The organism is Stenotrophomonas sp. AGC87 (assembly GCF_057333975.1).
This window is the reverse complement of sequence record NZ_JBHFHW010000028.1, coordinates 5,393-27,501: the sequence shown is the minus strand read 5'-3', so window position 1 is coordinate 27,501 and position 22,109 is coordinate 5,393. Positions and strand designations below refer to the sequence as shown.

The following is a 22,109-nucleotide window of genomic DNA, read 5'->3' as shown; positions in this document are numbered from 1 at the left end:
CCCCCACTACCCGTCATGGGTCGCCTGCGTCACACGCATCAACCGCGCAGGCGCACCAGCAGGTCGCGCAGTGGCGTGAACACGATCGCCATGCCGGTCAGCACGCCCACGGTGTTGGCCAGCGCATCCATCGGGTCGGCCATGCGGTTGACGGTCAAGGCGCCTTGGGCGAACTCGATGCCGATGCCCAGCGCGATCAGGCCGACTGCCGCCAAGATCAGCGCCGCGCGGCGCTGGTAGATCTGCACGGCCGACGAGGCCAGCAGGAAATACGCGAGAAAATGCTCGACCTTGTCGCTGTTCTCCGGCAACGGGATCGGCGGCGGCGGGATCAGGCAGACCACGAGGGTGCCGAGCACCGCCAACCACCACATCGCCAGCCAGAATCGCGGCCAACGCAGCGGCTTCAACACGGGTGTCGCCGCCACCTTACAGACGCCAGGTCAGATCGCCGAGTTCGAAGGCGGCTTCGAAATCGACATCGCGCTGGAAGCCCATCACCTGGAAGCGCTCGCCCATCTCGGTTGGCAGCGTCAGCTTTTTCACCTGATCGCGCAGGCGCACGCGGCCGATCTCGTCCGTGCGCGCATCGGCCTTTTCCAGCAGCGTATCCAGCCCGTTACCGAGCAGGAAACTGGCCTGCGTGCAGTAACCGGCCAGTTCGAATCCGGCACCGGTGCCCGACTCGGCCAACGCGGTGAAATCCACCGAAGCGGTCAGGTCCTGCAGGCCCGGCCAGCGGTACAGATCGTTGTGCACGTGGTGGCGATAGAACGCGCGCACCGTGCCCTCGTCGCGGTCGTCCTGGTAATACTCGTTGCGCGGGTAGCCGTAATCGACGAACAGCATCGCGCCGCGCTTCAGGCCGCCGGCGATCGCCTGGATCCAGTACGGCAGCTGCGGCAGCAGTTCGGAACGGTAACCATCGGCGAAGGGCTTCTCGCGGTAGTGCTCGACATGCCGTACCGCCGCGGTGAGCATCGCATCGGCCGGCTGCGCGCCGCGCACGAAGGCGCCCTGCGCATCCAGCTCGACGGTTTCCTCGTACACCATGCCATCGCGCGCGAGGAAGCGCGGCGTCGGCAAGGCATCGATCACTTCATTGGCGAAGACCATGCCGTCCCAGTCGTCATCGAACGGGCCGTCCAGCCATTCCACCAGGGCGAACACCGGCGGGATCAGCGCCTTTTCCAGGCGCTCGCGCTGGCGCTCGCGCAGGTCCGCGCTGGGCTCCAGGATCGCGTAGCGCTCAGGCAGCGCGTCCAGTTCCAGCATGCGCTTGAGCAGCACTTCGGCGAAAGCGCCGCTGCCGCCACCCACTTCCATGAAACGCGCTTCCGGGCCGAGCTGCTGCATTACCGGGGCGATCGCATTGGCCAGGGTCGCGGCGAACAGCGCGCCGATCTCCGGCGAGGTGGTGAAATCGCCGGCGGCACCGAACTTGCTGGCACCGGCGCTGTAGTAGCCCCAACCGGGCGTGTACAGGCTCAGCTCCATGAACCGGGAGAACGGCATCGCGCCGCCGTTGGCGAGGATTTCAGCACGCAGCGCCGCAGCCAGCTCGTCGCTGTGGGCCAGGGCGTCGGATTCGGGGGTGGGCAGTGGGGAATGCATGGTGCGGGCGATTGCGGTGACAATGCACAGCATAGCCTGAGCAGGGAGTACCCCCGATGACCGATACCGCGCCCGTGGCGCTGATCACCGGCAGTGCGCGCCGGATCGGCGCGGCCATCGCCCGCCAGTTCCACGCCTGTGGCTGGTCGGTGGTGCTGCACGCCCACACCTCCACCACCGAGCTGCAGCAGATGGCCTTCGACATGGACATGCTGCGCCCGGGCAGCGTGCTGGCGCTGCAGGCGGACCTGCGCGATGCCGATGCCCTGCCCGATCTGATCGACCAGACCGTGGCCCAGTTCGGCCGGCTGGACACGCTGGTCAACAATGCCTCCAACTTCTACCCCACCCTGCTCGGCCAGATCACCGCCACGCAGTGGGACGACCTGTTCGCGGTCAACGCGCGCGCCCCGCTGCTGCTGGCCCAGGCCGCCGCGCCGCCCCTGCGCCGCCAGCAGGGCAGCATCGTCAACCTGACCGATCTGCACGGCACCCAGCCGATGCGCGACCACCCGGTGTATGCGGCCGCCAAGGCAGCCCTGGAAATGGTCACCCGCTCGCTGGCGCTGGAGCTGGCCCCCAAGGTGCGGGTCAACGCGGTCGCCCCCGGCGCGATCCTGTGGCCGGAACAGGGCAAGGACGATTTCGCCCAGCAGGCGCTGCTGGCGCGCACGCCGCTGGCCCGCACCGGCACGGTGGAGGAGATCGCCGAGGCGGTGTACTGGCTGGCCACCGAGGCCGCGTTCGTCACCGGGCACACACTGCGCGTGGATGGTGGGCGGACGTTGTCGTAAACGCCGATTGCACCGCCCCGGTAGTGCCTGATTACCCGGACACCAGTTCCATCGTGTCGAACGGCTCGCCGAACTGCCGATGGGCGCGCCACAGCGCCTCCAGGGTCAGTCCGCTGACCGGATCGCGGAAATCCGGGGCGATGTCCGCCAGCGGCTTGAGCACGAAGGCGTGCTTGAGCTCCGGGCGCGGGATGCGCAGATGGCCGGGGCCCTCTACGATCAGGTCGCCGTAGAACACCACATCGATATCCAGGGTGCGGTCGCTGAAGCGCGGGCCGCTGCGGTCGCGGCCGTGGGCATCCTCCAGCGCGTGCAGCCAGTCATCCAGCGTCTGCAGCGGCAGATCGGTCTCGATCGCCACGGCGTTGTTGAGGAAATCCGGGCCGTCGAAGCCCACCGCGGCAGTGCGGTAGGCCGGCGATACCGCGATCGCGCCGAAACGCGCGCGCAGCGCTTCCACCGCGGCGTGAAGGTGCTGTTGCGGCTGCAGGTTGCTGCCCAGGCTCAGGAGCGCAGTGGTCATGGTATTCAGCGTACGTGGGGCGATTCCACACGGGGGCAACATGCCCAGCGCATAGAATCGGGGTGCACATCATAGGACACCGACATGACCTATTGCGTCGGCATCGAGGTGGACGAAGGCCTGGTCTTCGCCGCCGACACCCGCACCAACGCGTCGCTGGACGACGTGCGCGTGCACCGCAAGCTGCACGAGTTCGAGTTTCCCGGTGAAGCCGCCTTCGTCATCATGGCCGCGGGCAACCTGGCGACCACCCAGCTGCTGATCTCACGGCTGCGCCGTGATGTGGAGGAACAGCGCCCGGAAAACCTGCGCGCCTACCGCCATCTGTTCGAGGTGGCCGAGTACGTGGGCCGGGTGCTGCTCGACAGCCAGGTCAAATCCAGCACGCATGAGGCGGGCCAGGACGGCATCGTCACCCAGGCCACGCTGATCCTGGGTGGCCAGATCGGCGGCGAGCATCCGGGGTTGTACATGATCTATCCGCTCGGCAATGCGATCGCGGCCTCGCCGGAGACCCCGTTCCTGCAGATCGGCGAGTCCAAGTACGGCAAGCCGATCCTGGACCGGATCCTGCGCCCGCAGACGCGGCTGGAAGACGCTGCGCGCACCGCCATCGTCTCGCTGGATTCAACCATCCGCTCCAACCTGTCGGTCGGGCTGCCGGTGGATCTGGTGCTGATCGGCAAGGATGACCTGCGCATCACCCAGCGCATGCGCCTGGCTGGCGACAGCCCGCTCTACGCGGAAATCCACGGCAACTGGTCCTTCAAGCTCGAACAGGCCGTGGCCAGCCTCCCCCGGTTTCCCTGGGAGGCCTGATCACGCGGTTTCAAGCGCCTCAGCGACCGAACGGAACACCTGCTGCATTTCCAGCGGCTTGCGCAGCACGTGCACATTGATGCCCGGCGGGAACACCGCCAGCGGCACAGCGACGTCGGCTTCTTCCAGCACCAGCGCCGGCCCGCGATAGCCCAACGTGGCCATCTCGCCCAGCAGGTGGCTGGCCGAAAGCAGCTTGGAGCCGGCATCGGCGATCACCAGTGCCGGCATGCTCTCCTGCTGCATCCAGCGCAGCGCGGCCGCACCATCGGAGGCCAGCTGCAGGTGATAGCCCTGGCTGGACAACGCGTTGCCCAGCAGCGACAGCCGCGTCGCCTCACCGTCCACGACCAGGATGGACTGGCCGGTACCGGCGGCGATCGGCCCATCGACCGTAGCGGCGATATCGGCGATCTCGCGCATCGGCAGCAGCAGATCGAAGCGGGTGCCGACACCCGGCTGGCTGTCGACGTGGATGCTGCCGTGTGCGCCTTCAATGATGCGCTTGCACGAAATCAGGCCCAGGCCGGTGCCGGTGGCCTTGGTGGTGAAGAAGGGATTGAACAGATGCGACAGCGTGTCGGCATCCATGCCGATGCCTTCATCGGTCACCGAGATCCGCAACCAATCCTCGCCATGCGTATCGGCGGCGGATGCCGCGCGCAGGGTCAACCGGCCGCCATCGGGCATGGCCTGGATGGCATTCAACGCGAGGTTGAGCAGGACCTGCTGCAGCTCGGTGTAGTTGGCATCCACCGCCAGGCCATCGGCCACCTCCAGATGCAGGGTGACCTTGGCCGGCAGGTTGCTGCGCAGGAGCAGCTCGACCCCTTCGAACAGGTGGACCAGGCAGATGTGCTCGCTGCTGTTGCGCGAACCGCGCACGAAGGACAGCATCGATTCGGCCATCTCATGCCCGCGCCGGCCGCACTCGGCAATGATGTCGGCCAGATGGTGCAGCTGCGGATCGTCGGTCCGTGCCTTCATCAGGTCCGGCATGATCAGCAGCGGCTGCAGGATGTTGCGCAGGTCGTGGCTCAGGCCGGCCGCCAGCAGCGACAGGCTTTCCAGACGCTGCGCGCGCATCAGCTCGGCTTCCACCCGCTGGCGGTCGATCGCGCTGCGCGCTTCGCGCACGGCACGCGCCACCGCCGAGGGCAGGCGCGCCGGCTGGTGCTTGATGATGTAATCGTTGGCGCCCTGGTGCAGGGCGGCCACCGCGTTTTCCTCACCCATCGTGCCGGACACGAAGATGAAGGGCACCTCGGGCAACGCGGCGCGCACGATCTGCAGCGCTTCATTGCCGGAGAAGCCGGGCATGCTCAGGTCGGACAGCACGATATCCGGCGCGGCGCGTGCCAGCGCCTCACGCACTTCCTGCGCGCTCTCGACCCGCTCGAAGCTGGCCTCCAGGCCAGCGTCGAGCATCTGCTCGCACATCAGTTCGGCGTCTTCCGGCGAATCCTCGATCAGCAGGATCCGCAGCGCACCCAGGGCGGGGCCGGTCAGCGGCATGGGCTTACTCGATCTCCGGTGCCTGGTTGATCAAGCCCCAGAACTTGCCCAGGGTCTGCACGGCGCCGAAGAACTGGTCCACGTCCACCGGCTTGACCACGTAGGCGTTCACGCCCATGTCCCAGCTGCGCGCCAGATCGCTTTCCTCGCGCGAGGACGACAGGATCACCACCGGCAGCCGCTTGAGCTCCTCGGTGTTGCGGATTTCCTTGAGCACTTCCAGGCCATCCATGCGCGGCATCTTGATATCCAGCAGCAACACCGCCGGCAGGCCTTCATCGCGGTTGGCGAAGGCGCCACGGCGCAGCAGGTAATCCATCGCTTCCACGCCGTCTTCGACGTGCACGATCGGGTTGGCCAGGCGGGCCTCCTTCAATGCGTCGATGGCCATCTCGGCGTCGGCGGGGCTGTCCTCGGCAAGGAGGATGGTGCGGAGAGCGGTCATGCGGCGGAGCCCTTGTTGATTGCGTCGAGCGCGGGTGGAAGAACGAAGTGGAACGTGGCGCCCTGATCGACCGCCGACTCGGCCCAGATGCGGCCCCCGTGGCGGGTCAGCACCCGGCGGACACTGGCCAGGCCGATGCCCGTGCCGGGGTAGTCACTGGCCTTGTGCAGCCGTTGGAACACCCCGAACAGCTTGCCGGCGTAAGCCATGTCGAACCCGGCGCCGTTGTCGCGCACGGTGAACAGATGGCTGCCGTCGGGCTGCAGTTTGTAGTCGACCTCGATCCGGGCCGGCTCGCGGTTGGAAGAATACTTGATCGCGTTGCCGAGCAGATTCAGCCAGACCTGCCGCATCATGTTTTCATCGGAAACAATGATCGGCAGCGGCGCGATCTTCCAGTCGATATGGTGCGGCACCCCGCTGCTTTCCGACTCGCTCTGCTGGTTGGCATCGAGCATGGCGCGGGTGTCGGCCACCAGCGACTGCATGTCCACGGCCTGCAGCCGCATCGCCGCCCGGCCCAGGCGCGAATAGACCAGCAGGTCGTCGATCAACGCGGCCATGCGCTTGGCCGAATTGGAAATCACGCCCAGGTAATGCAGGGACTTCTCGTCCGCGCCCTCGCCCAGGTGACGGGTCAACTTGTCCGAGAAGCCGGCCACGTGACGCAGCGGCGCGCGCAGATCGTGCGAAACGGAGTAGCTGAATGCTTCCAGTTCGCGGTTGACCTCGGAGACCTGCTCGACCTTCCCTTCCAGCTGGCGGTTGAGCTCTTCCACCCGCAGCTGCACGGCGCGCTGGACGGTGACATCGCTGACCGTCATCAGCACCACCTCGTCGTCCTTGTCCGGCAATGGCATACGGCGCGCGTTGATCAGCATGATGCGGACCACGTCATCGGCGGTGCGCTGTTCGTGCTCGTAGTCCCACAGCTCGCGGCCGCGCAGCAGCACATCGGTCAGGCGCTGGCGGACCACCGCATCGGCCCACGCACCGTCGCCGATGCTGTCCAGCAGCAGCCCCTCGGACGACGCCTCCTCGTCCAGCCCATACAGTTCGGCGAATGCGGGGTTGTGCATCTGTACCCGCAGGCTGCGGTCGAGCAGCACGATCGGCTCGCGCACGGTATGCAGCACCGAGGCCGCGCGCTCGGCCGCGCGCAGCGAGGCACGTTCGGCGGAGAGGCGGTGGCGGATCTGCCGCTGCAACAGCCACAGCACCAGGCCGAGCAACAGCAACTGCACCACCAGCGACGACCAGGACACGAACTCGCCCTGGCGCTGCTGTGCGGCAAACAGCGTGGAGCGCTGCTTGAGCAGCTGCTCCTCGGTGGCCTGCAGTTCTTCCACCAGGCTGCGGATCGGGTAGCGCGTGGTCAAGTCGGCCACCAGCTGGCGCTGATCGGCATCGGGCGAGGAACGAGCCAACTGTTTGGCCAGTTCCATCCGGCGCTCGAGCATGGACTGGATGCGACCGATCCGGACCAGCTGATCGGGATTGTCGCGGGTCAGTTCCGCCAACCGCGCCAGCCGCCCGGGAATGTCGTCGGCCTGGGCCAGCCGCTCACGCAGGCCGGGGGCATCGATGCCCTTGGACATCGTCAACGCCGCGGATTCGACATCGCGGACATCGGCCTGCAGCTGGTAGACCGCCACCCCGACATCCTGGGTATGGGTGACCCAGTTCATCGCATCGATGTTGTCATCGGCCAGCTTGCGCAGGGTGAGCCACGGCACCACGATGATGGCTACCGCCGCCAGGGCCAAGGCCGGCAGACGCCAGCGGTCCCAGATTTGATCACTGAACACCAGCGCCATAGTCCCTCGTCAGCTCGATGCCATCGACGACCCGGCCCAGGCGGCCGGCCCGCGCAGCCCCATCGGCAATGGCGAAGCGTTGAATATACCCCACCCCTTTGTGAATACGGGGCAGGCGGCCTGCCGACCAACAAAAAGCGCGCCCGAAGGCGCGCCCTGTTCAGCGATGCAGCGGTGGGGCTCAGCGTGCAGCGGTCGCAGCGACCTTCAGGTTGGCAGCGTCGACGCGCTTCACACCCTTGATCTGCTGGGTCACGCGCACCGCCTTGTCATGCTCGGCCTGGCTGGCCACGGTGCCGGTGAGGGTGACCACACCATTGACGGTCTCCACCTTCACTTCGGTACCCGGGACGTTCTTGCTGGTGAGCAGGTCGGTCTTGACCTTGGTGGTGATCCAGCTATCCGTGACCGGCTCGGCCGAGTCGTGCTTGTCGGCGTGGGTCATCGCGGCATGATCGGTGGTCTTCGGCGGATCCTTGGCCATGGCAGTCGAGGTGCCCAGCACCATGCCCAGGGCCAGCGAAGCAGCAAGCAGATTACGGGTCGTGTTGGTCATGTTCGAATTCCTTTGCGGATGTGCAGCCAGTGTCCGTGCACGGCCGTGGACGGGACGTGGGCGCCGCATAACGTTGCCGTGAACCACTCAGGTTGGCGTTTGATCGTTCAGATTTCCGCCGCGCGCGCGCAGCCGTTACGCTGTCCTGCCCCGTTATGTTGGAGTGCACCATGGCCGCCACACTTCAGGTCGCCTTGATCGGCTACGGGCTGGCGGGCAGCGTGTTCCATGCGCCGTTGATCCTGCATACGCCAGGGCTTGCACTGCATAGCATCGTCAGCTCGCAGCGGGATCGCCTGCTGCGCAGCTTCACCGACGTGCGCATCTGCAATGACCCGCAGGCGGTGTTCGACGACCCGGCGGTGGACGCTGTGGTGATCGCCACGCCCAACGATGCGCATGCACCGCTGGCACGCGCGGCACTGGCGGCCGGCAAACACGTGCTGGTGGACAAACCGTTCGCGCTGTCCGTGGCGGAAGCCGAATCGGTGGTGCAGGCCGCGCACGACGCCGACCGTGTGGTGACGGTTTTCCAGAACCGCCGCCACGATGCCGACTTCCTCACGCTCAAGCAGGTGATCGACAACGGCAGTATCGGCCGCGTCGCCGAATGCCATTCCCACTTCGACCGCTTCCGCCCACAGGTGCGCGAGCGCTGGCGCGAAAGCGATGCGCCCGGCAGCGGGCTGTGGATGGATCTGGGGCCGCACCTGCTGGACCAGATGCTGCAGCTGTTCGGCTGGCCCGGCGCGATCAGTGTGGACCTGATGGCGCAGCGCGAGCACGCGCTCGGCAACGACTACGTCCATGCGGTACTGCATTACCCCCGGCATCGCGCGATCCTGCATGCCGGCTCGCTGGTGGCCGCCTCCGGCCCGCGCTTCATCGTGCATGGCGATGCCGGCAGCTATCTGAAGGACGGGCTGGACGTGCAGGAAGATCAGCTGCGCCGCGGCATTGCCCCGGGCGCCCCGGGCTGGGGACTGGACCCGCAGCACGGTCACTTGGTGCGGATCGATGCCGACGGGCACACCCGGCGCAGCACCGTGGACAACGTGCCCGGCGATTACCGGGCGTTCTATGCGGCCTTCCGCGATGCGATGCTGGGCGTGGGCGAAGCGCCGGTCAGCACTGCGCAGGCGCTGCAGCTGATGCGCCTGCTGGACGCGGGCGCAGAGAGTGCACGCAGCGGGCGGCGGGTGGCGCTCTGACTCGGTCAGGTCTTCTTGATCGCGTGACCGCCGAACTCGTTGCGCATCGCCGCCAGCAGGCGGTCGCTGAAGGAATTCTTCTCGCGCGAGCGCAGGCGTTCGAGCAGTGACAGCGTGATCACCGGGGCCGGCACATCCAGATCGATCGCCTCGGCGACGGTCCAACGGCCTTCGCCGGAGTCTTCGACGTACGGCGCGATGCCATCCAGCTGCGGGTTGCGGCCCAGTGCATCGGCACTGAGATCGAGCAGCCACGAACGCACCACGCTGCCGTGCTGCCAGGCCTTGGCCACCTGGGCCAGATCGAGATTGAACTCGGCCTTGTGCTGCATCAACGCGAAGCCTTCCGCATAGGCCTGCATCATCCCGTACTCGATGCCGTTGTGGACCATCTTGCAGAAGTGCCCTGCCCCGCTCGGCCCCACATGCGCCCAGCCACGGTCCTCGCCCGGCGCCAGCGTGCGGAAGATCGCACCAATCCGTTCGACCGCCGCCGTGTCACCGCCGATCATCAGGCTGTAGCCCTCCTGCAGACCCCACACGCCACCGCTGGTGCCGCAGTCGATATAGGTCACGTCCTCGCCCTGCAGCTGTTCGCTGCGGCGCATGGAATCCTTGTAGTACGAGTTGCCGCCGTCGATCACCACATCGCCCTCGGACAGATGCGGCGAGAGTGACGCCAGGGTCTGGTCGACCACGCCGGCGGGCACCATCAGCCACACCACGCGCGGGACCGGCAGCGCGGCGAGCGTCTCGGCGATCGAGGCACTGACCTGGAACCCACGCGCGGCCGCCGCGCTGCGGGCGGCCTCACCCGGATCGACGCCGATCACGTGGTGGCCGCCACGGTGCAGCCGCTCGGCCATGTTCGCGCCCATGCGGCCCAGCCCGATCATTGCAATATCCATGAATCACCTTTGCTCAGTTGTCGTGTTGTCTTGCAGGAACGCTGACGGCGGGGAATCGCACTGGCGAAGGCGTGCGTCGATCCAGCGCCGATACAGCGTGGTATGCAGGTTGTGCAGCCCCAGTTCGATCGCGAACGGTGTACGCGGATTGCGATCGAGCAGGCGTGCGATGTGATACCCGATAGGACGTATACCCCGAGGATGCACGTAAATCAGGAACCCCTGGTAGAACGGATCGTCCAGCAAGGCGTCCAGTTCCTTCAGCAGTGGTTGCTGCTCGGCCGGTACCTCGCGCCGCCAGATCGGATCGCGCTCGATCAGCAGCCGCTCGAACCGGCGCGGCCCCGGGCCCGGCATGCGCTGGGCCAGCGCCCAGATACGCCGGTTGATCTGGTCGTAGTAGGCAAAGCCCTCGTGCTCGCGCAGCGCGCGTGCCGCCGCATCACTGACATCGACCACCACGAAGTTCTCGGCCTGGTTGTTGATGTCGTCCAGGTACTTCCGCTCGAACACGTGCTCGATGAAGCCGGGTGTGCCGACGAAGGCCTGCCGCCCGCGCAGGGCGGTCTTCTTCGCCTTGCCATCGGCCAGGAACTCACCGGCATGCCGGCCGAGCAGGATGCTGTCGGTCTCGTGCAGGGTCAGGAAGGTGCCGATGGAGAGCTCATCGGCCGAGAACTCGCGATCGAACCCGGCATCGCCGTACAACTCGCGCTGGGTCGCCAGTTGCGCGACCTGGCGGCCGACCCCGCACTCGGCACGCACGCGGCCCTCGTAGAAGGTCTGCAGCGCCGCACTGTTGGCCTCGGCCGGCTGATAGCCGCGGCCGAAGCTGCGAAACCGCTCCCAGCCCTTGGCCTGCGCGCCGCCGGCACCGAAGCCGATCCAGCCCAGCTGCAGCGCGGAGAAGCGGAAGCCATCGTTGTCCTGCAGCGCGGTCGTCGCGCGGCGCGTGGCGGCGCCAAGCTGGAAGGCGTACGCGCAGACCGTGGCCGGGTCATCGAACAACGTGGGCAGCCACGCCTGCCGCTGGTCCGCCGACCACTGCCGCGGCAGCTGCACACGCAGGTCGCCGGCGCTCTGGGCCTGGCGCAGATCGGCGCGTTCGCAGACCGGACCACCGTGCACGACCGGCGCGGCGATATCAGCGGCTTCGATCTGCCAGCCCAGGTCCGTGAGCACGCCCTGCGCGCAGGACGCGGCGCTCCACGCGCTGGTCGCCGGGATCAGCCCCAGCAGCGCGGCGAGCGCACAGCGACGCCAGTGCCGCGATCCTGCTGCCATGGCCTGCCTCACCCCCGCCCGCTCAGCGCAGCGATGCCGGGGTATCGCTCACCACCGTGGCAGGCGTGGCCTCCACCGCCGCAGCAGGGGCTGTTGCGGGCGCCGCGGCCGGCAAGTACTGCTGCAGGCGCTCGAAGAAGCGGCGGTAGAAGGTGGCGTCCTGCACGGTGCTGCTGGCCACCTTCACCAGCGAGTCGTCATTGCTGCCGAACGGCAGCGACACCGAGCCGAGCGCCCCCACCCCGACACTGGCCGAGGTCGGGCTCTTCTTGAGTGCGTAGCGGTCCTGCACCGCGCTGACGAACACCAGCGCCTGGTCGCCGCGTGGCGCACAGGAAATGCGCAGCACCAGTTGCTCGTGCTCTTCATCCTTGGGCTGGAAGTTCTTGTTGCCCTCCACTGCGTCATCGCCGGCGCGGGCGATCGCATAGCCCTGGCTGAGCAGGGTACGGCGCGCGGCCTCGCAGGCCTGGGCTGGCGGGCCGGGCACAGTACGCGAATAGGTATCGCCGGAGTCGAAGGACTCCCGGATCAGCGTGCTGTCAGCGGCGCGGCCGCCACAGGCGGTCAAGGCGGCGAGCCCCGCCAGCAGCGGGATCGAACGTACACGACGAAGGCGCATGGCCGCTCCTGCGGAAATCCAGCCTCCAAGGATAGACCTGTGCACGTTGGCAGGAGGTGGATATGCACAGGCCGCCCCGAAGGGCGGCCTGTGGAGTTGTCACCGGTTCAGCTGGGGCTGTGCCGTGGCGGTCAGTCGGCCCAGCGGCCCACACCGGTCGACTGCGGCAGCACCTGGGCCGACAGCGGGCGGTCGGCCTCCAGCAGGTTGACCGCATCGGCCAGGATCGCGGCCGACTCGCGCAGCAGCGGATCCGGACGCTTTTCGGCCGCCTTCTCACGGGCGGCATCCTTGACGATGTCGCGCTCGTTGCCGGTCAGGCCGTCGTCATTGCTGTCATCGGCCAGCGGATCCAGATCCAGACCCAGTTCCTTGCGGATGGCCTGGCGGTCAGTGCGCTGCTTGTCCTGCTTCTCACGCTCGGCGCGGCGCTCGGCCTCGTTGAGCGAGATGTACTTCTTGGCCTTCTCGGCGCGGAACTGCTCCACATCCTCATTCCACCACTGGAATTCCTTGTCGGCAGCGATGCGCGTGTCGTGGCGGCTTTCCAGCTTGGGCAGCAGCGGGCCGAAGTTGCCGTACTGGGTGTGCGGCACGGCGGCGATGCGGGTCCACGGCAGGGCGTTGTCGTAGGTGCTTTCGCCGTACTCGCTGGCGTCCACGCTGGCCGGGAAGGCCAGATCCGGCACCACGCCCCTGTGCTGGGTGCTGCTGCCGCTGACGCGGAAGAACTGAGCGATGGTCAGCTTGACCTGGCCGAAGCGCTGGGTCTCGCCACTCGGCCAACGATCGAGGTCGACGATGTTCTGCACGGTGCCCTTGCCGAAGGTGGTCTCACCAATCACCAGGCCACGGCCGTAATCCTGGATGGCACCGGCGAAGATTTCCGACGCCGAAGCCGAGCCGCGGTTGATCAGCACGGCCAGCGGGCCGTCCCATGCCACCACTTCACTGCGGTCGCTGTTGACGGTGACGCGGCCACCGGACTCGCGCACCTGGACCACCGGGCCCTGTTCGATGAACAGACCCGTCAGCTCAATGGCTTCATCCAGCGAACCACCGCCGTTGTTGCGCAGGTCCAGCACCACGCCATCAAGCTTGTCGGCCTTGAAGCCGGCCAGCAGCTTGGCCACGTCACGGGTCGCAGAGGCGTAGTCGGCGGCGTTGCGGCGGCGGCCTTCGAAGTCCTGGTAGAAGGTCGGCAACTTGATCACGCCGACCTTGCGGGCGGGCTCCCCATCCTTGGCCGGGATGGTCAGGGTCTCGCCCTTGGCGGCCTGTTCGGCCAGACGCACCTTCTGGCGGGTCAGCACCAGGGTGTGGTGCTTGCCGTCGACGCCCTCTTCGGCCGGAATGAACTCCAGGCGGACCTGGGTATCGCTCTTGCCGCGGATCTTGGCCACCACGTCATCGATGCGCCAGCCGATCACGTCTTCCAGCGGACCGGACTTGCCCTGGCCCACGCCGACGATGCGGTCGCCCGGCTTCAGCGTGCCGTTGACCGCGGCCGGGCCACCGGCAATGACCTCCCGGATCACCACCATGTCGTCCTGGCGCTGCAGCTGCGCGCCGATGCCTTCCAGCGACAGCGACATCGCCTGGTTGAAGTTCTCGGCGGTGCGCGGGGTGAAGTAATCGGTGTGCGGATCCACGGCGCTGGTGTAGGCGTTGAGGAAGAACTGGAACACGTCCTCGCCCTTGAGCTCATTGACCGACTTTTCCAGCGTGGCGTAACGCTTGTCCAGCGTCTTGCGGATCTCGGCCGGCTGCTTGCCGGCCAGCTTCAGGCGCAGCCAATCGTTCTTGACCGACTTGCGCCACAGATCGTCCAGCTCGGCGCCGCTCGCGGCCCACGGCACGTCCTTGCGGTCGTACTCGAACTTTTCATCGGTGCTGAAATCGAAATCGGTCTTGAGCAGCTTGCGCGCATAGCCGACACGCTCACCCACACGCTGCTTGTAGACCGCGAACACCTGGAACGCCGGCTCCAGCTCGCCGCCGCGGATGGCGGTGGCGATGTTGGCCTCGAACGGGGCGAAGCGGGTGATGTCGGCCTGGGTGAAGAACTGCTTGCTGCTGTCGAGCGACTCCAGATAGCGCTTGAAGACGTCCTTGGAGGTCGCCGCATCCAGTGCGCGCGGCCGGTAGGCGTATCGGCTGTCCGAGAGCAGTCCGTAGACCAGCTTGGAGGTGGTCACCTGGTCGGCCGTGGCAGCCGAAGGCAGCGCGGGCGAATCGGCGTAGGCGGCCAGTGCCATCGGCGCGGTGAGCGCCAGGGCCATCAGGAATGCGGGGGCTTTGAATTTCATGGACTAGCTCGTGGCACCTTGCCAAGGGAGAGACTGCGTGCATTACAGACACCACGACAGTGCCGAAAGTTGCCGCGTTTGTCACCGGGGCCTTCAGCCTACCGAGGCCGTTGGAGAAATTTGTGAATACCGGGGGCAGCAGCGCGCAGGCACGGGCCTGCGGCCATCCGCGGTTCAGGGCCGCGGCCGGGGAAAGACAGGGGGGAATGACAGAACGGGCCCCGAAGGGCCCGCTGGATCAACCGGCGACGCCGGCGTCGGCCGCCTGGCGGTCGGCATGGTAGGACGAGCGCACCATCGGCCCGGAGGCGACGTGGCTGAAGCCCAGCGCGTTGCCGTACTCCTCCAGCGCCTTGTACTCCTCGGGGGTCCAGTAACGCAGCACCGGGTGGTGATGTGCGGTCGGCTGCAGGTACTGGCCGATCGTGATCATGTCCACGTCGTGCTCGCGCAGGTCGCGCAGCGTAGCCTGCACCTGCTCCAGGGTCTCGCCGAGGCCGAGCATGATGCCGGACTTGGTGGCGATCTCCGGGTGCTGGGCCTTGAACTTCTTGAGCAGGGTCAGCGACCACTGGTAATCCGCGCCCGGGCGCACGTTACGGTACAGGTCCGGCACGGTTTCGATGTTGTGGTTGAACACATCCGGCGGGTTGGTCGCCAGGATCTCCAGCGCGCGCTCCATGCGGCCCTTGCCGCGGAAATCCGGGGTCAGCACTTCGATCTTGGTCTTGGGCGACTTGGCACGGATGGCACCGATGCAGTCGGCGAAGTGCTGGGCACCGCCGTCGCGCAGGTCATCGCGATCCACGCTGGTCACCACCACATACTTCAGGCCCATGTCGGCCACGGTCTGGGACAGGCTGGCCGGCTCGTTGGCGTCCGGCGGCTTGGGCCGGCCGTGGGCGACGTCGCAGAACGAGCAACGGCGGGTGCAGACCTCGCCGAGGATCATGAAGGTCGCGGTGCCGTGGCTGAAGCACTCGTGGATGTTGGGGCAGCTGGCTTCCTCGCAGACCGTGACCAGGCGGTTCTCGCGCAGCTTGGCCTTGAGGTTCTGCACGGCGTTGCCGGAGGGAATCCGCACGCGGATCCACGACGGCTTGCGCAGCACCGGCACGTCGGCGAACTGCACCGGCGAGCGGCCGATCTTGTCACCGCCGATCTGTTTGACGCCCGTCTGCAACGGGGCGGCGGACGGCGTGTCGCCCTGCACAACCTGCAGGGGAATGAGGCGAGCGGTGGTTTCAGTCATGGCCTTGGTCGGCGGCGTTCACGCCGCGTCAGTCAAATCGGGTAGTTCAGCGGCCGGCTCGAGGTCCAGGCCGAACTGGCGGGCCAGATGGCCCAGCAGCACCGGCGTGACGGCCGCCATGCCGGACGGTCCCCCCAAGTCTACCACCGAGGTCACCTGCAGCCCTTGATAGCCACAGGGGTTGATCCGGCGGAACGGTTCCAGGTCCATGGCCACATTGAAGGACAGGCCATGGAAGGTGCAGCCGCGGCGGACGCGGATGCCGAGCGCGGCCACCTTGGCCCCGCCCACGTAGACCCCGGGCGCGCCATCCAGGCGCTCGGCGCCGATGTTCCAGTCGCCCAGGGTGTCGATGATGGCCTGTTCGATCCGGCACACGTAGTCGCGCACGCCGATCCCCAGCCGCCGCAGCTGCAGCAGCGGGTAGATCACCAGCTGGCCGGGGCCGTGGTAGGTCACCTGGCCGCCACGGTCGACATGAAGAACGGGAATATCGCCGGGGGCGAGCACGTGCTCGTCCTTGCCGGCCTGGCCCAGGGTGAACACCGGCTCGTGCTCGACCACCCACAGTTCATCGCAGGTGGCATCGGTGCGGGCATCGGTGAAGCGCTGCATGGCGTGCCAGACCGGGGCATAGGGCTGGCGGCCGAGGTCACGCACGATGGCCGGTTGCGGCGCCCGGTCGCCCGGGGCCGCGGCAGTGGCGCAGCTGGCTACAGCGTCCACTTCACTTCCGGGTGGTCGCGCAGCGCGTTGTGGGCGGCATCGTACTGTTCGCGGTTGTCGGCCTTGAACACCAGTCGCACGGACACGTACTTGCCGTTGGACGAGTGTTTCCAGCTGACCCGCTCGGTCAGTACTTCCAGGCCGGCGAGCTCGAGCAGGCGCGGCAGTTCGCGTTCCAGGTCGTTGCCGGCCGCGCCCATGGCGCTGAGTTCGAACTGGCCGGGGAACTGGAAGCCGTGGTCGGGGTTGTCAGACTTGATCTCCATGACCCGGATTATGGGGATGCCCGCGCCCGAACCCAAGCGCTGCTTGATCGTGCGCACAGCGGTACCGAACGGCACGTGAAAACGCCTGTATCGCCACTGATACGCAGCAGTGCGTGCGCAGCGCTGTTCACGAGATCACGCTCTGACTACGCTGTATCGGCTTAAGAAAGAATAAATCCCTGTCTGGTATCCCATGTCCTTGAAGCCTTTTGCGCTACCGGCCGCACTCGCCGGTGTCCTGGCCCTGGCCGCGCCTGCTGCCCACGCCGCCACCCAATGCGGGCCCGATGCGATGCGCGAGCACCCGCCACAGATCAATTTCCGCGTTGACAACGACCTGTTCGGCGGCAAGGACCAGGATCAGGGCTATACCAACGGGGCCCAGATCACCTTCGTGTCGCCGAATCTGGTGGATTACACCGACGACCCGTGTCTGCCGCGCCTGGCGCGCTGGGTCAACAGCCATCTGGAGCGGCTGCACCCGGGCGAGTACGAGCAGCAGAACATGATCTTCAGCCTGGCCCAGGGCATCTTCACCCCGACCGATTTCACCCGGAAGGACCTGATCGAAGACGACCGGCCGTACGCGGGCGTGCTGATCGGCAGCTTCGGGTACAACGCACGCCGCGGCGACCGGTTGCAGACGACCCAGCTGGCGTTGGGCGTGGTGGGGCCATGGGCGCTCGGCGAGGAGGTGCAGAACGCGGTGCACGAGCTGCTGGGCGATGAGAAGTTCCAGGGCTGGGACAACCAGCTGCACAACGAGCCGGTGTTCATGCTCACGCACGAGCGGATGCGCCGCTGGCCGGCCGATGCCACGGAGAATCTGGGCGGCTGGGGCTGGGATGCGATCAGCCATTACGGTGGTGCGGTGGGCAACCTGGCCACGCACCTCAATGCGGGTGGCGAGGTCCGTTTTGGCTGGAAGCTGCCGGACGACTTCGGCAGTACGCCGCTGCGCCCGGCCGGTGAGAACACGGCACCGACGCGCGGCGGCAAGCCAACCGGGTGGTCGTGGCATCTGTTCGCCACGACCGATGCGGCGTGGGTGATCCGCGATATCACGCTCGATGGCAATACCTTCCGCAACAGCCACAGCGTGGACAAGCGCCATGTGGTGGGGACGGCCGGTTACGGCCTGGCGGTGATGCGCGGGCGCTGGAAATTCGCGTTGGCCCGTTACCACAGCACGCGCGAATTCGATGGGCAGGCCGAGGCGCCGGTGTTCGGCAGCTTCACGATCAGCCGCTCGATGTAAGGCGCCCGGACCAGAAGCCGGCCAGCGGCCGGCACTACCGGGCAGCCGGAAGGGACGCGCAAAAAAAGACCGGCTTTCGCCGGTCTTTTTTTCATCTGAGGCAGTGCCGCGGATTACTCCGATTCCCACCACATCCAGAAGCTGTCCCACAGGCGCTTGAAGAAGCCGGCTTCTTCCACGGCGGCCACGGCCACCAGCGGGGCCTGGGCGACGACCTGGTTGTCCAGCATCACCTTCAGGGTACCGACCTGCTGGCCGGCGGTGAACGGGGCTTCAAGGGTCTTGGGAACATCGATGCTCGGCTTGAGATCGTTGTAGCGGCCGCGCGGGACGCTGACCAGCATCGGCTGGGCCACGCCCAGCTGCAGCTTATCGGTCTTGCCCTTCCACACCTTGTGCTCGGCCACGACCTTGCCCGGCTCGTACATGCGGTGGGTTTCGAAGAAGCGGAAGCCCCAGTTGAGCAGCGCCAGGCTGTCATCGGCGCGCTGCTTTTCCGAGCCGCCACCAAGCACCACCGCCACGAGACGCTGGTCGCCGCGCTGGGCCGAACTCATCAGGCAGTAGCCGGCTTCGGAGGTATGGCCGGTCTTGATGCCGTCCACGCTCTGGTCGCGCCACAGCAGCAGGTTGCGGTTGGGCTGGGTGATGTTGCCCACGGTGAATTCCTTCACCTTGTTGTAGGCGTAGGTCTCCGGGTAGTCACGCACCATCGCGCGGCCCAGCAGCGCCAGGTCATAGGCGGTGGTGTGGTGGCCCGGCGCGCTCAGACCGTGCGCGTTGACGAAGTGGGAGTCCTTCATGCCGATCTTGGCGGCGTAGCTGTTCATCAGCGAGGCGAAGGCTTCTTCGCTGCCGGCGACGTGCTCGGCCAGGGCGATCGCGGCATCGTTGCCGGACTGGATCGCCATGCCCTTTTCCATGTCTTCCAGGCGCGCGGTCTGGTTGACCGGGAAGCCGCTGTAGCTGCCGTCGGTGCCGGCGCCGCCCTCGCGCCAGGCGCGTTCGCTCATCATCACCTGGTCGTCGGTACGGACCTTGCCGTTCTTGACCTCGGCGGCCACGACATAGGAGGTCATCACCTTGGTGATGCTGGCCGGGGCCAGTTGTTCGTGCACGTTTTCACCGGCCAGGACCTGCCCGGTGGCGTAATCCATCAGGATCCAGGCCTTGGAGACGCTGGGCTTCGGAGCCGGCGGCGTGGCCACGGTGGCCGGTGCGGCGGCGGCGGGAGCAGGCGCCGGTGCCGGGGTCGGCAAGGGGGTCTGGGCGGAAACCATGCCCACGAACAGGGTCGTGGCCATGGCAGCGGCGGCAAAGCGGAATTTCATCGGACAGCAAGCTCCTGGAGGGGCGCCAAGGGGTGGATGAGGGATAACGGGCATTGTAGGCCCAAGGAGCGGCGGCACGCGCTGGCGTGCCGTGGGCAGCGGAAGGCTCAGTCCTTCACGATCTGCGGCGCCCCGAAGCCCAGACCGGCAATCCGGCCGGCAAGTTCCGAGGCACTGGCATGGTCGGGAGCCGGCACGCGCAGGCGCCACAGGGTGCGCCCGCCACTGACGATGTCACTGATGCTGGCCCCGGCGATACCGGCCGAGGACAACTGGCCGAGCGCACGGGTGGCGTTGTCGCGGCTGGCGAAGCTGGCGACCTGCAGCAGGACGCTGCCGAGCACCTGCTGGGAGAGCGTCGCGCTGGGCGCCGGTGCCGGGCGCACTGCAGGTGCGGCGGCGGGCAACGCGGCTACCGCGACCGGGGCGCTGTCGACACGGGCGGCCTGGGTGGTGGCGGGCTTGCCGGTCGCCACGCGCACGCCGTTGTCGCGCATCCAGTGATCGAAGTTGTCGGCGTTGCCCGGCTTGGCCGAGTCGGCCACGCGGTAGCGGTACTGCTCGCCGGCCGGCTTGGCGGCGGCTGCCGTGGCCGTGGCGGCCGGCAGCTTGCCGACCAAGGCATCCATGTCGCTGGCGCGGCGTGCCGCGGCAGCGCTGGCCGTGGTGGCGGGCGCCGCAGCGGCGGCAACCTCGCGGCGCTCGCGGCGGCTGGGCTTGTCAGCCAGCAGGTTGTCATCCCCCGGGGCCAGCGCGCGCACTTCAACGTTGCCGGTGCCGCGCTGGGTGATGCCCAGGCGCACGGCGGCGGCATAACTGAGGTCGACCACGCGGCCATCGTGGAACGGGCCACGATCGTTGACCCGCACGATCACCGATTCGCCATTGTCCAGGTTGGTGACCCGGGCGAAGCTCGGCAACGGCAGCGTCTTGTGCGCGGCGGTGAAGGCGTACATGTCATACACCTCGCGGTTGGAGGTCAGCCGGCCGTGGAACTTGGCGCCGTAATACGAAGCCGTGCCCTTCTCAGCATAGCCGCGGGTCTTGTCCATCACCTGGTATTGCTTGCCCAGCACCACATACGGCGATTTGTTGCCGATCGGCGAGCGCGGCAGATCGACCACTTCCGGCTCGGGGATGCAGGCCACGTTCGGGATATAGGTGGGGGTGCTGTCATTCACGCCGGGCTTGTACAGGCCGCCGGCGCGGTAGTCACCGCGCGTGCTCGGATCTTCCGCGGCCGCCTTGTAGGGCGACCCGTCAGGACAATGCGCCGGGCGTCCGCCCTTGCCCTGCACCACCGCCCCGGACGGTTTGCTGCTGCCGGCGGTGCTGCTACCCGGTTTCTTCGGCGCACTGCTGCAGGCGGCCAGTGCCAGTATCAACAGACCCGGGATCAGCCATCTGGAGCGTGCGATCGTGTTCATGCCGGCGGCAACTCCTGTCCGGCGATGGCCTGGGACAACTGGTACACGGCCATCGCGTACATTTTCGAGAGGTTGTAGCGGGTAATGGCGTAGTAATTCTGGAAGCCCAGCCAGTACTGCTTGCCGGTGCTGCCTTCCAGCGTGATCGGGGTGGCGGTCAAGCCGGCCGCGACCGGGACGCTGGGCTGGTAACCGCGCTGGGCCAACTGGGACAAGGTCCAGGTCGGCGCCCATTCGGTCGGATTGAATTCTTCGCGACCGGCCTGCAGCGTGGCCGACACGGCGACCGGGCCACCGCGCACCCAACCGCCCTTCTTGACGAAGTAATTGGCGATCGACGAGAAGACGTCGTCGTAGCTGTTGAACAGATCGCGACGGCCATCGCCGTTGCCATCCACCGCATAGTCCAGATAGCTGGACGGCATGAACTGGCCCATGCCCATCGCGCCGGCGTAGCTGCCCTTGATCGCGGTGATGTCCAGCTTCTCGTCGCGGGTCAGCGCGAACAGGCGCGCCAACTCGTCGCGGAAGAACAGCTCGCGGCGCACTTCGCGCTCCAGCTTGGCCGGATCGCCACTGCGCGGGTATTTGAAGGCCAGGGTGTACAGCGCATCGAGCACGCGGTAGTTACCGGTATTGCCGCCGTAGCTGGTTTCCACGCCGATGATCGCCACGATCACCTCGGCCGGGACACCGGTGCGCTGCTGCACGCGCATCAGCTCTTCGCGGTGCTGGGCAAGGAATTTCTTCCCCCCTTCGATCCGCGCCTGGCTGATGAACATCGGCCGGTATTCATTCCACGGTTTGACCCGCTCGGCCGGGCGCGACATCGCGGCGATGATCGGATCACGGATCTGCGCCTGGGCCAGGGTTGCCTGGATCTGCGCGGCGGGAATCCCGTAACGGGCGGCGGTGTCACGCACGAAGTTGGCGCGGGCCACCTCGAAGGGCACCGGGGTCAGATCGACCGGGGCGGCATTGGCACCGGCGGCTTCGGGGGCGGCTTCGGCGGGACCCTTGTTGCCGGCGGCCGGCGTAACCGGGACACCCGAGGCCTGCGGCGTCGGTGAAGGAGTCTGCGGCTGGGTCGCACAAGCGACCAAACCGAGCGTGAGCATGCAGGCCAGGGAGCGTCGGATCATCGCGGCAGGTTAGCAGGTCATGGATGAATTAAAACCCCTAAGGCCATGAATCTCAACGGATTGCCTGAGTTTCTTTGCGACCGTTAAGCCCGTGTGTAGGCAGGCCCTGCCTCCCCTGCCCATTCATAGTCTGACCAGGGCGCCGCTGCCGTCTCGAACGGGCGACGATGCGGCAAGGCGCATGTCCGCCTCACCGCAACCGCCCGGCGAAGGGCCATCGAGCAACGCACGTCTCACTTTTGAGAAAGATGCAGAAGGCACAAGAGGTCCGCCGGTTGCGTCCCCATCCC

Annotated in this window: 21 protein-coding genes; 4 read left to right on the top strand and 17 right to left on the bottom strand. The window is 67.1% G+C overall.

Translation table 11 applies throughout. The features are described from left to right. Nucleotides 1-38: 38 nt before the first annotated feature. The gene (locus ACE026_RS09855) at nt 39-374 is read right to left on the bottom strand and encodes a VanZ family protein (protein ID WP_486038884.1); all 336 of its coding nucleotides are present in this window, start codon (nt 372-374) and stop codon (nt 39-41) included. 55 nt (nt 375-429) lie between these two features. Beyond that, nucleotides 430-1,614: a class I SAM-dependent methyltransferase gene (locus ACE026_RS09850; protein ID WP_486038854.1), complete on the bottom strand. Its 1,185-nt coding sequence runs from the start codon at nt 1,612-1,614 to the stop codon at nt 430-432. A gap of 56 nt (nt 1,615-1,670) precedes the next feature. On the opposite strand from ACE026_RS09850, the gene ACE026_RS09845 reads away from it, so the two are divergent. Continuing rightward, complete coding sequence (locus ACE026_RS09845) at nt 1,671-2,408, top strand: pteridine reductase (RefSeq protein ID WP_486038853.1); 738 nt, start codon at nt 1,671-1,673, stop codon at nt 2,406-2,408. A gap of 31 nt (nt 2,409-2,439) precedes the next feature. Here the strand turns inward: ACE026_RS09845 and folK are convergent, their stop codons facing one another. Then, on the bottom strand, nt 2,440-2,931 hold the full coding sequence (folK, locus tag ACE026_RS09840; protein ID WP_486038852.1) for a 2-amino-4-hydroxy-6-hydroxymethyldihydropteridine diphosphokinase: 492 nt from the start codon (nt 2,929-2,931) through the stop codon (nt 2,440-2,442). 84 nt (nt 2,932-3,015) lie between these two features. Here folK and ACE026_RS09835 point away from each other — a divergent pair, with 84 nt between their 5' ends. Next, entirely contained in the window at nt 3,016-3,750 is a 735-nt protein-coding gene (locus tag ACE026_RS09835; RefSeq protein WP_486038851.1) for a proteasome-type protease, read from the top strand. Here the strand turns inward: ACE026_RS09835 and ACE026_RS09830 are convergent, their stop codons facing one another. From ACE026_RS09830 to ACE026_RS09815, 4 genes are all read right to left on the bottom strand, one after another. Then, a complete protein-coding gene (locus ACE026_RS09830; protein WP_486038850.1) occupies nt 3,751-5,265 on the bottom strand; it encodes an ATP-binding response regulator in 1,515 nt (504 codons plus the stop codon). A gap of 4 nt (nt 5,266-5,269) precedes the next feature. Next, nucleotides 5,270-5,710 (bottom strand): response regulator, encoded by a 441-nt coding sequence (locus ACE026_RS09825; RefSeq protein ID WP_019186024.1) that lies wholly within the window; start codon nt 5,708-5,710, stop codon nt 5,270-5,272. Then, nucleotides 5,707-7,527 (bottom strand): sensor histidine kinase, encoded by a 1,821-nt coding sequence (locus tag ACE026_RS09820; protein ID WP_486038849.1) that lies wholly within the window; start codon nt 7,525-7,527, stop codon nt 5,707-5,709. The genes ACE026_RS09825 and ACE026_RS09820 overlap by 4 nt, the downstream gene beginning before the upstream one ends. A 181-nt stretch (nt 7,528-7,708) precedes the next feature. Continuing rightward, nucleotides 7,709-8,083: a BON domain-containing protein gene (locus ACE026_RS09815; RefSeq protein WP_121039870.1), complete on the bottom strand. Its 375-nt coding sequence runs from the start codon at nt 8,081-8,083 to the stop codon at nt 7,709-7,711. A 170-nt stretch (nt 8,084-8,253) separates the two neighbouring features. Between ACE026_RS09815 and ACE026_RS09810 the strand changes: the two genes are divergently transcribed. Further along, nucleotides 8,254-9,294, top strand: coding sequence for an oxidoreductase (locus tag ACE026_RS09810; RefSeq protein WP_486038848.1), 1,041 nt, complete (start codon nt 8,254-8,256; stop codon nt 9,292-9,294). A 5-nt stretch (nt 9,295-9,299) separates the two neighbouring features. Here the strand turns inward: ACE026_RS09810 and gnd are convergent, their stop codons facing one another. The 7 genes from gnd to ACE026_RS09775 form a co-directional block, all read right to left on the bottom strand. Then, nucleotides 9,300-10,202, bottom strand: a complete 903-nt coding sequence (gene gnd, locus ACE026_RS09805) for a phosphogluconate dehydrogenase (NAD(+)-dependent, decarboxylating) (protein WP_486038847.1) — start codon at nt 10,200-10,202, stop codon at nt 9,300-9,302. A 3-nt stretch (nt 10,203-10,205) separates the two neighbouring features. Further along, the gene (locus tag ACE026_RS09800; RefSeq protein ID WP_486038846.1) at nt 10,206-11,486 is read right to left on the bottom strand and encodes a hypothetical protein; all 1,281 of its coding nucleotides are present in this window, start codon (nt 11,484-11,486) and stop codon (nt 10,206-10,208) included. Nucleotides 11,487-11,508: 22 nt separating this feature from the next. Then, complete coding sequence (locus ACE026_RS09795) at nt 11,509-12,108, bottom strand: DUF2242 domain-containing protein (RefSeq protein ID WP_486038845.1); 600 nt, start codon at nt 12,106-12,108, stop codon at nt 11,509-11,511. 131 nt (nt 12,109-12,239) lie between these two features. Continuing rightward, nucleotides 12,240-14,417, bottom strand: coding sequence for a carboxy terminal-processing peptidase (locus ACE026_RS09790; protein WP_486038844.1), 2,178 nt, complete (start codon nt 14,415-14,417; stop codon nt 12,240-12,242). A gap of 238 nt (nt 14,418-14,655) precedes the next feature. Then, entirely contained in the window at nt 14,656-15,669 is a 1,014-nt protein-coding gene (lipA, locus tag ACE026_RS09785; RefSeq protein WP_121039885.1) for a lipoyl synthase, read from the bottom strand. Between the two features lie 18 nt (nt 15,670-15,687). After that, a complete protein-coding gene (gene lipB / locus ACE026_RS09780) occupies nt 15,688-16,395 on the bottom strand; it encodes a lipoyl(octanoyl) transferase LipB (RefSeq protein WP_486038843.1) in 708 nt (235 codons plus the stop codon). Further along, nucleotides 16,383-16,661 carry a DUF493 family protein gene (locus tag ACE026_RS09775; protein WP_121041243.1) on the bottom strand — a complete coding sequence of 93 codons (279 nt, stop codon included), beginning with the start codon at nt 16,659-16,661 and terminating at the stop codon, nt 16,383-16,385. The genes lipB and ACE026_RS09775 overlap by 13 nt, the downstream gene beginning before the upstream one ends. 193 nt (nt 16,662-16,854) lie before the next feature. Between ACE026_RS09775 and ACE026_RS09770 the strand changes: the two genes are divergently transcribed. Then, nucleotides 16,855-17,919: a lipid A deacylase LpxR family protein gene (locus ACE026_RS09770; RefSeq protein WP_486038842.1), complete on the top strand. Its 1,065-nt coding sequence runs from the start codon at nt 16,855-16,857 to the stop codon at nt 17,917-17,919. A 113-nt stretch (nt 17,920-18,032) separates the two neighbouring features. On the opposite strand, the gene ACE026_RS09765 is transcribed toward ACE026_RS09770, so the two are convergent. From ACE026_RS09765 to mltB, 3 genes are all read right to left on the bottom strand, one after another. After that, nucleotides 18,033-19,250 (bottom strand): D-alanyl-D-alanine carboxypeptidase family protein, encoded by a 1,218-nt coding sequence (locus tag ACE026_RS09765; protein ID WP_486038841.1) that lies wholly within the window; start codon nt 19,248-19,250, stop codon nt 18,033-18,035. Nucleotides 19,251-19,357: 107 nt separating this feature from the next. Beyond that, nucleotides 19,358-20,677, bottom strand: a complete 1,320-nt coding sequence (locus tag ACE026_RS09760) for a septal ring lytic transglycosylase RlpA family protein (protein ID WP_486038840.1) — start codon at nt 20,675-20,677, stop codon at nt 19,358-19,360. Beyond that, complete coding sequence (gene mltB / locus ACE026_RS09755; protein ID WP_486038839.1) at nt 20,674-21,819, bottom strand: lytic murein transglycosylase B; 1,146 nt, start codon at nt 21,817-21,819, stop codon at nt 20,674-20,676. The genes ACE026_RS09760 and mltB overlap by 4 nt, the downstream gene beginning before the upstream one ends. Nucleotides 21,820-22,109: the final 290 nt, after the last annotated feature.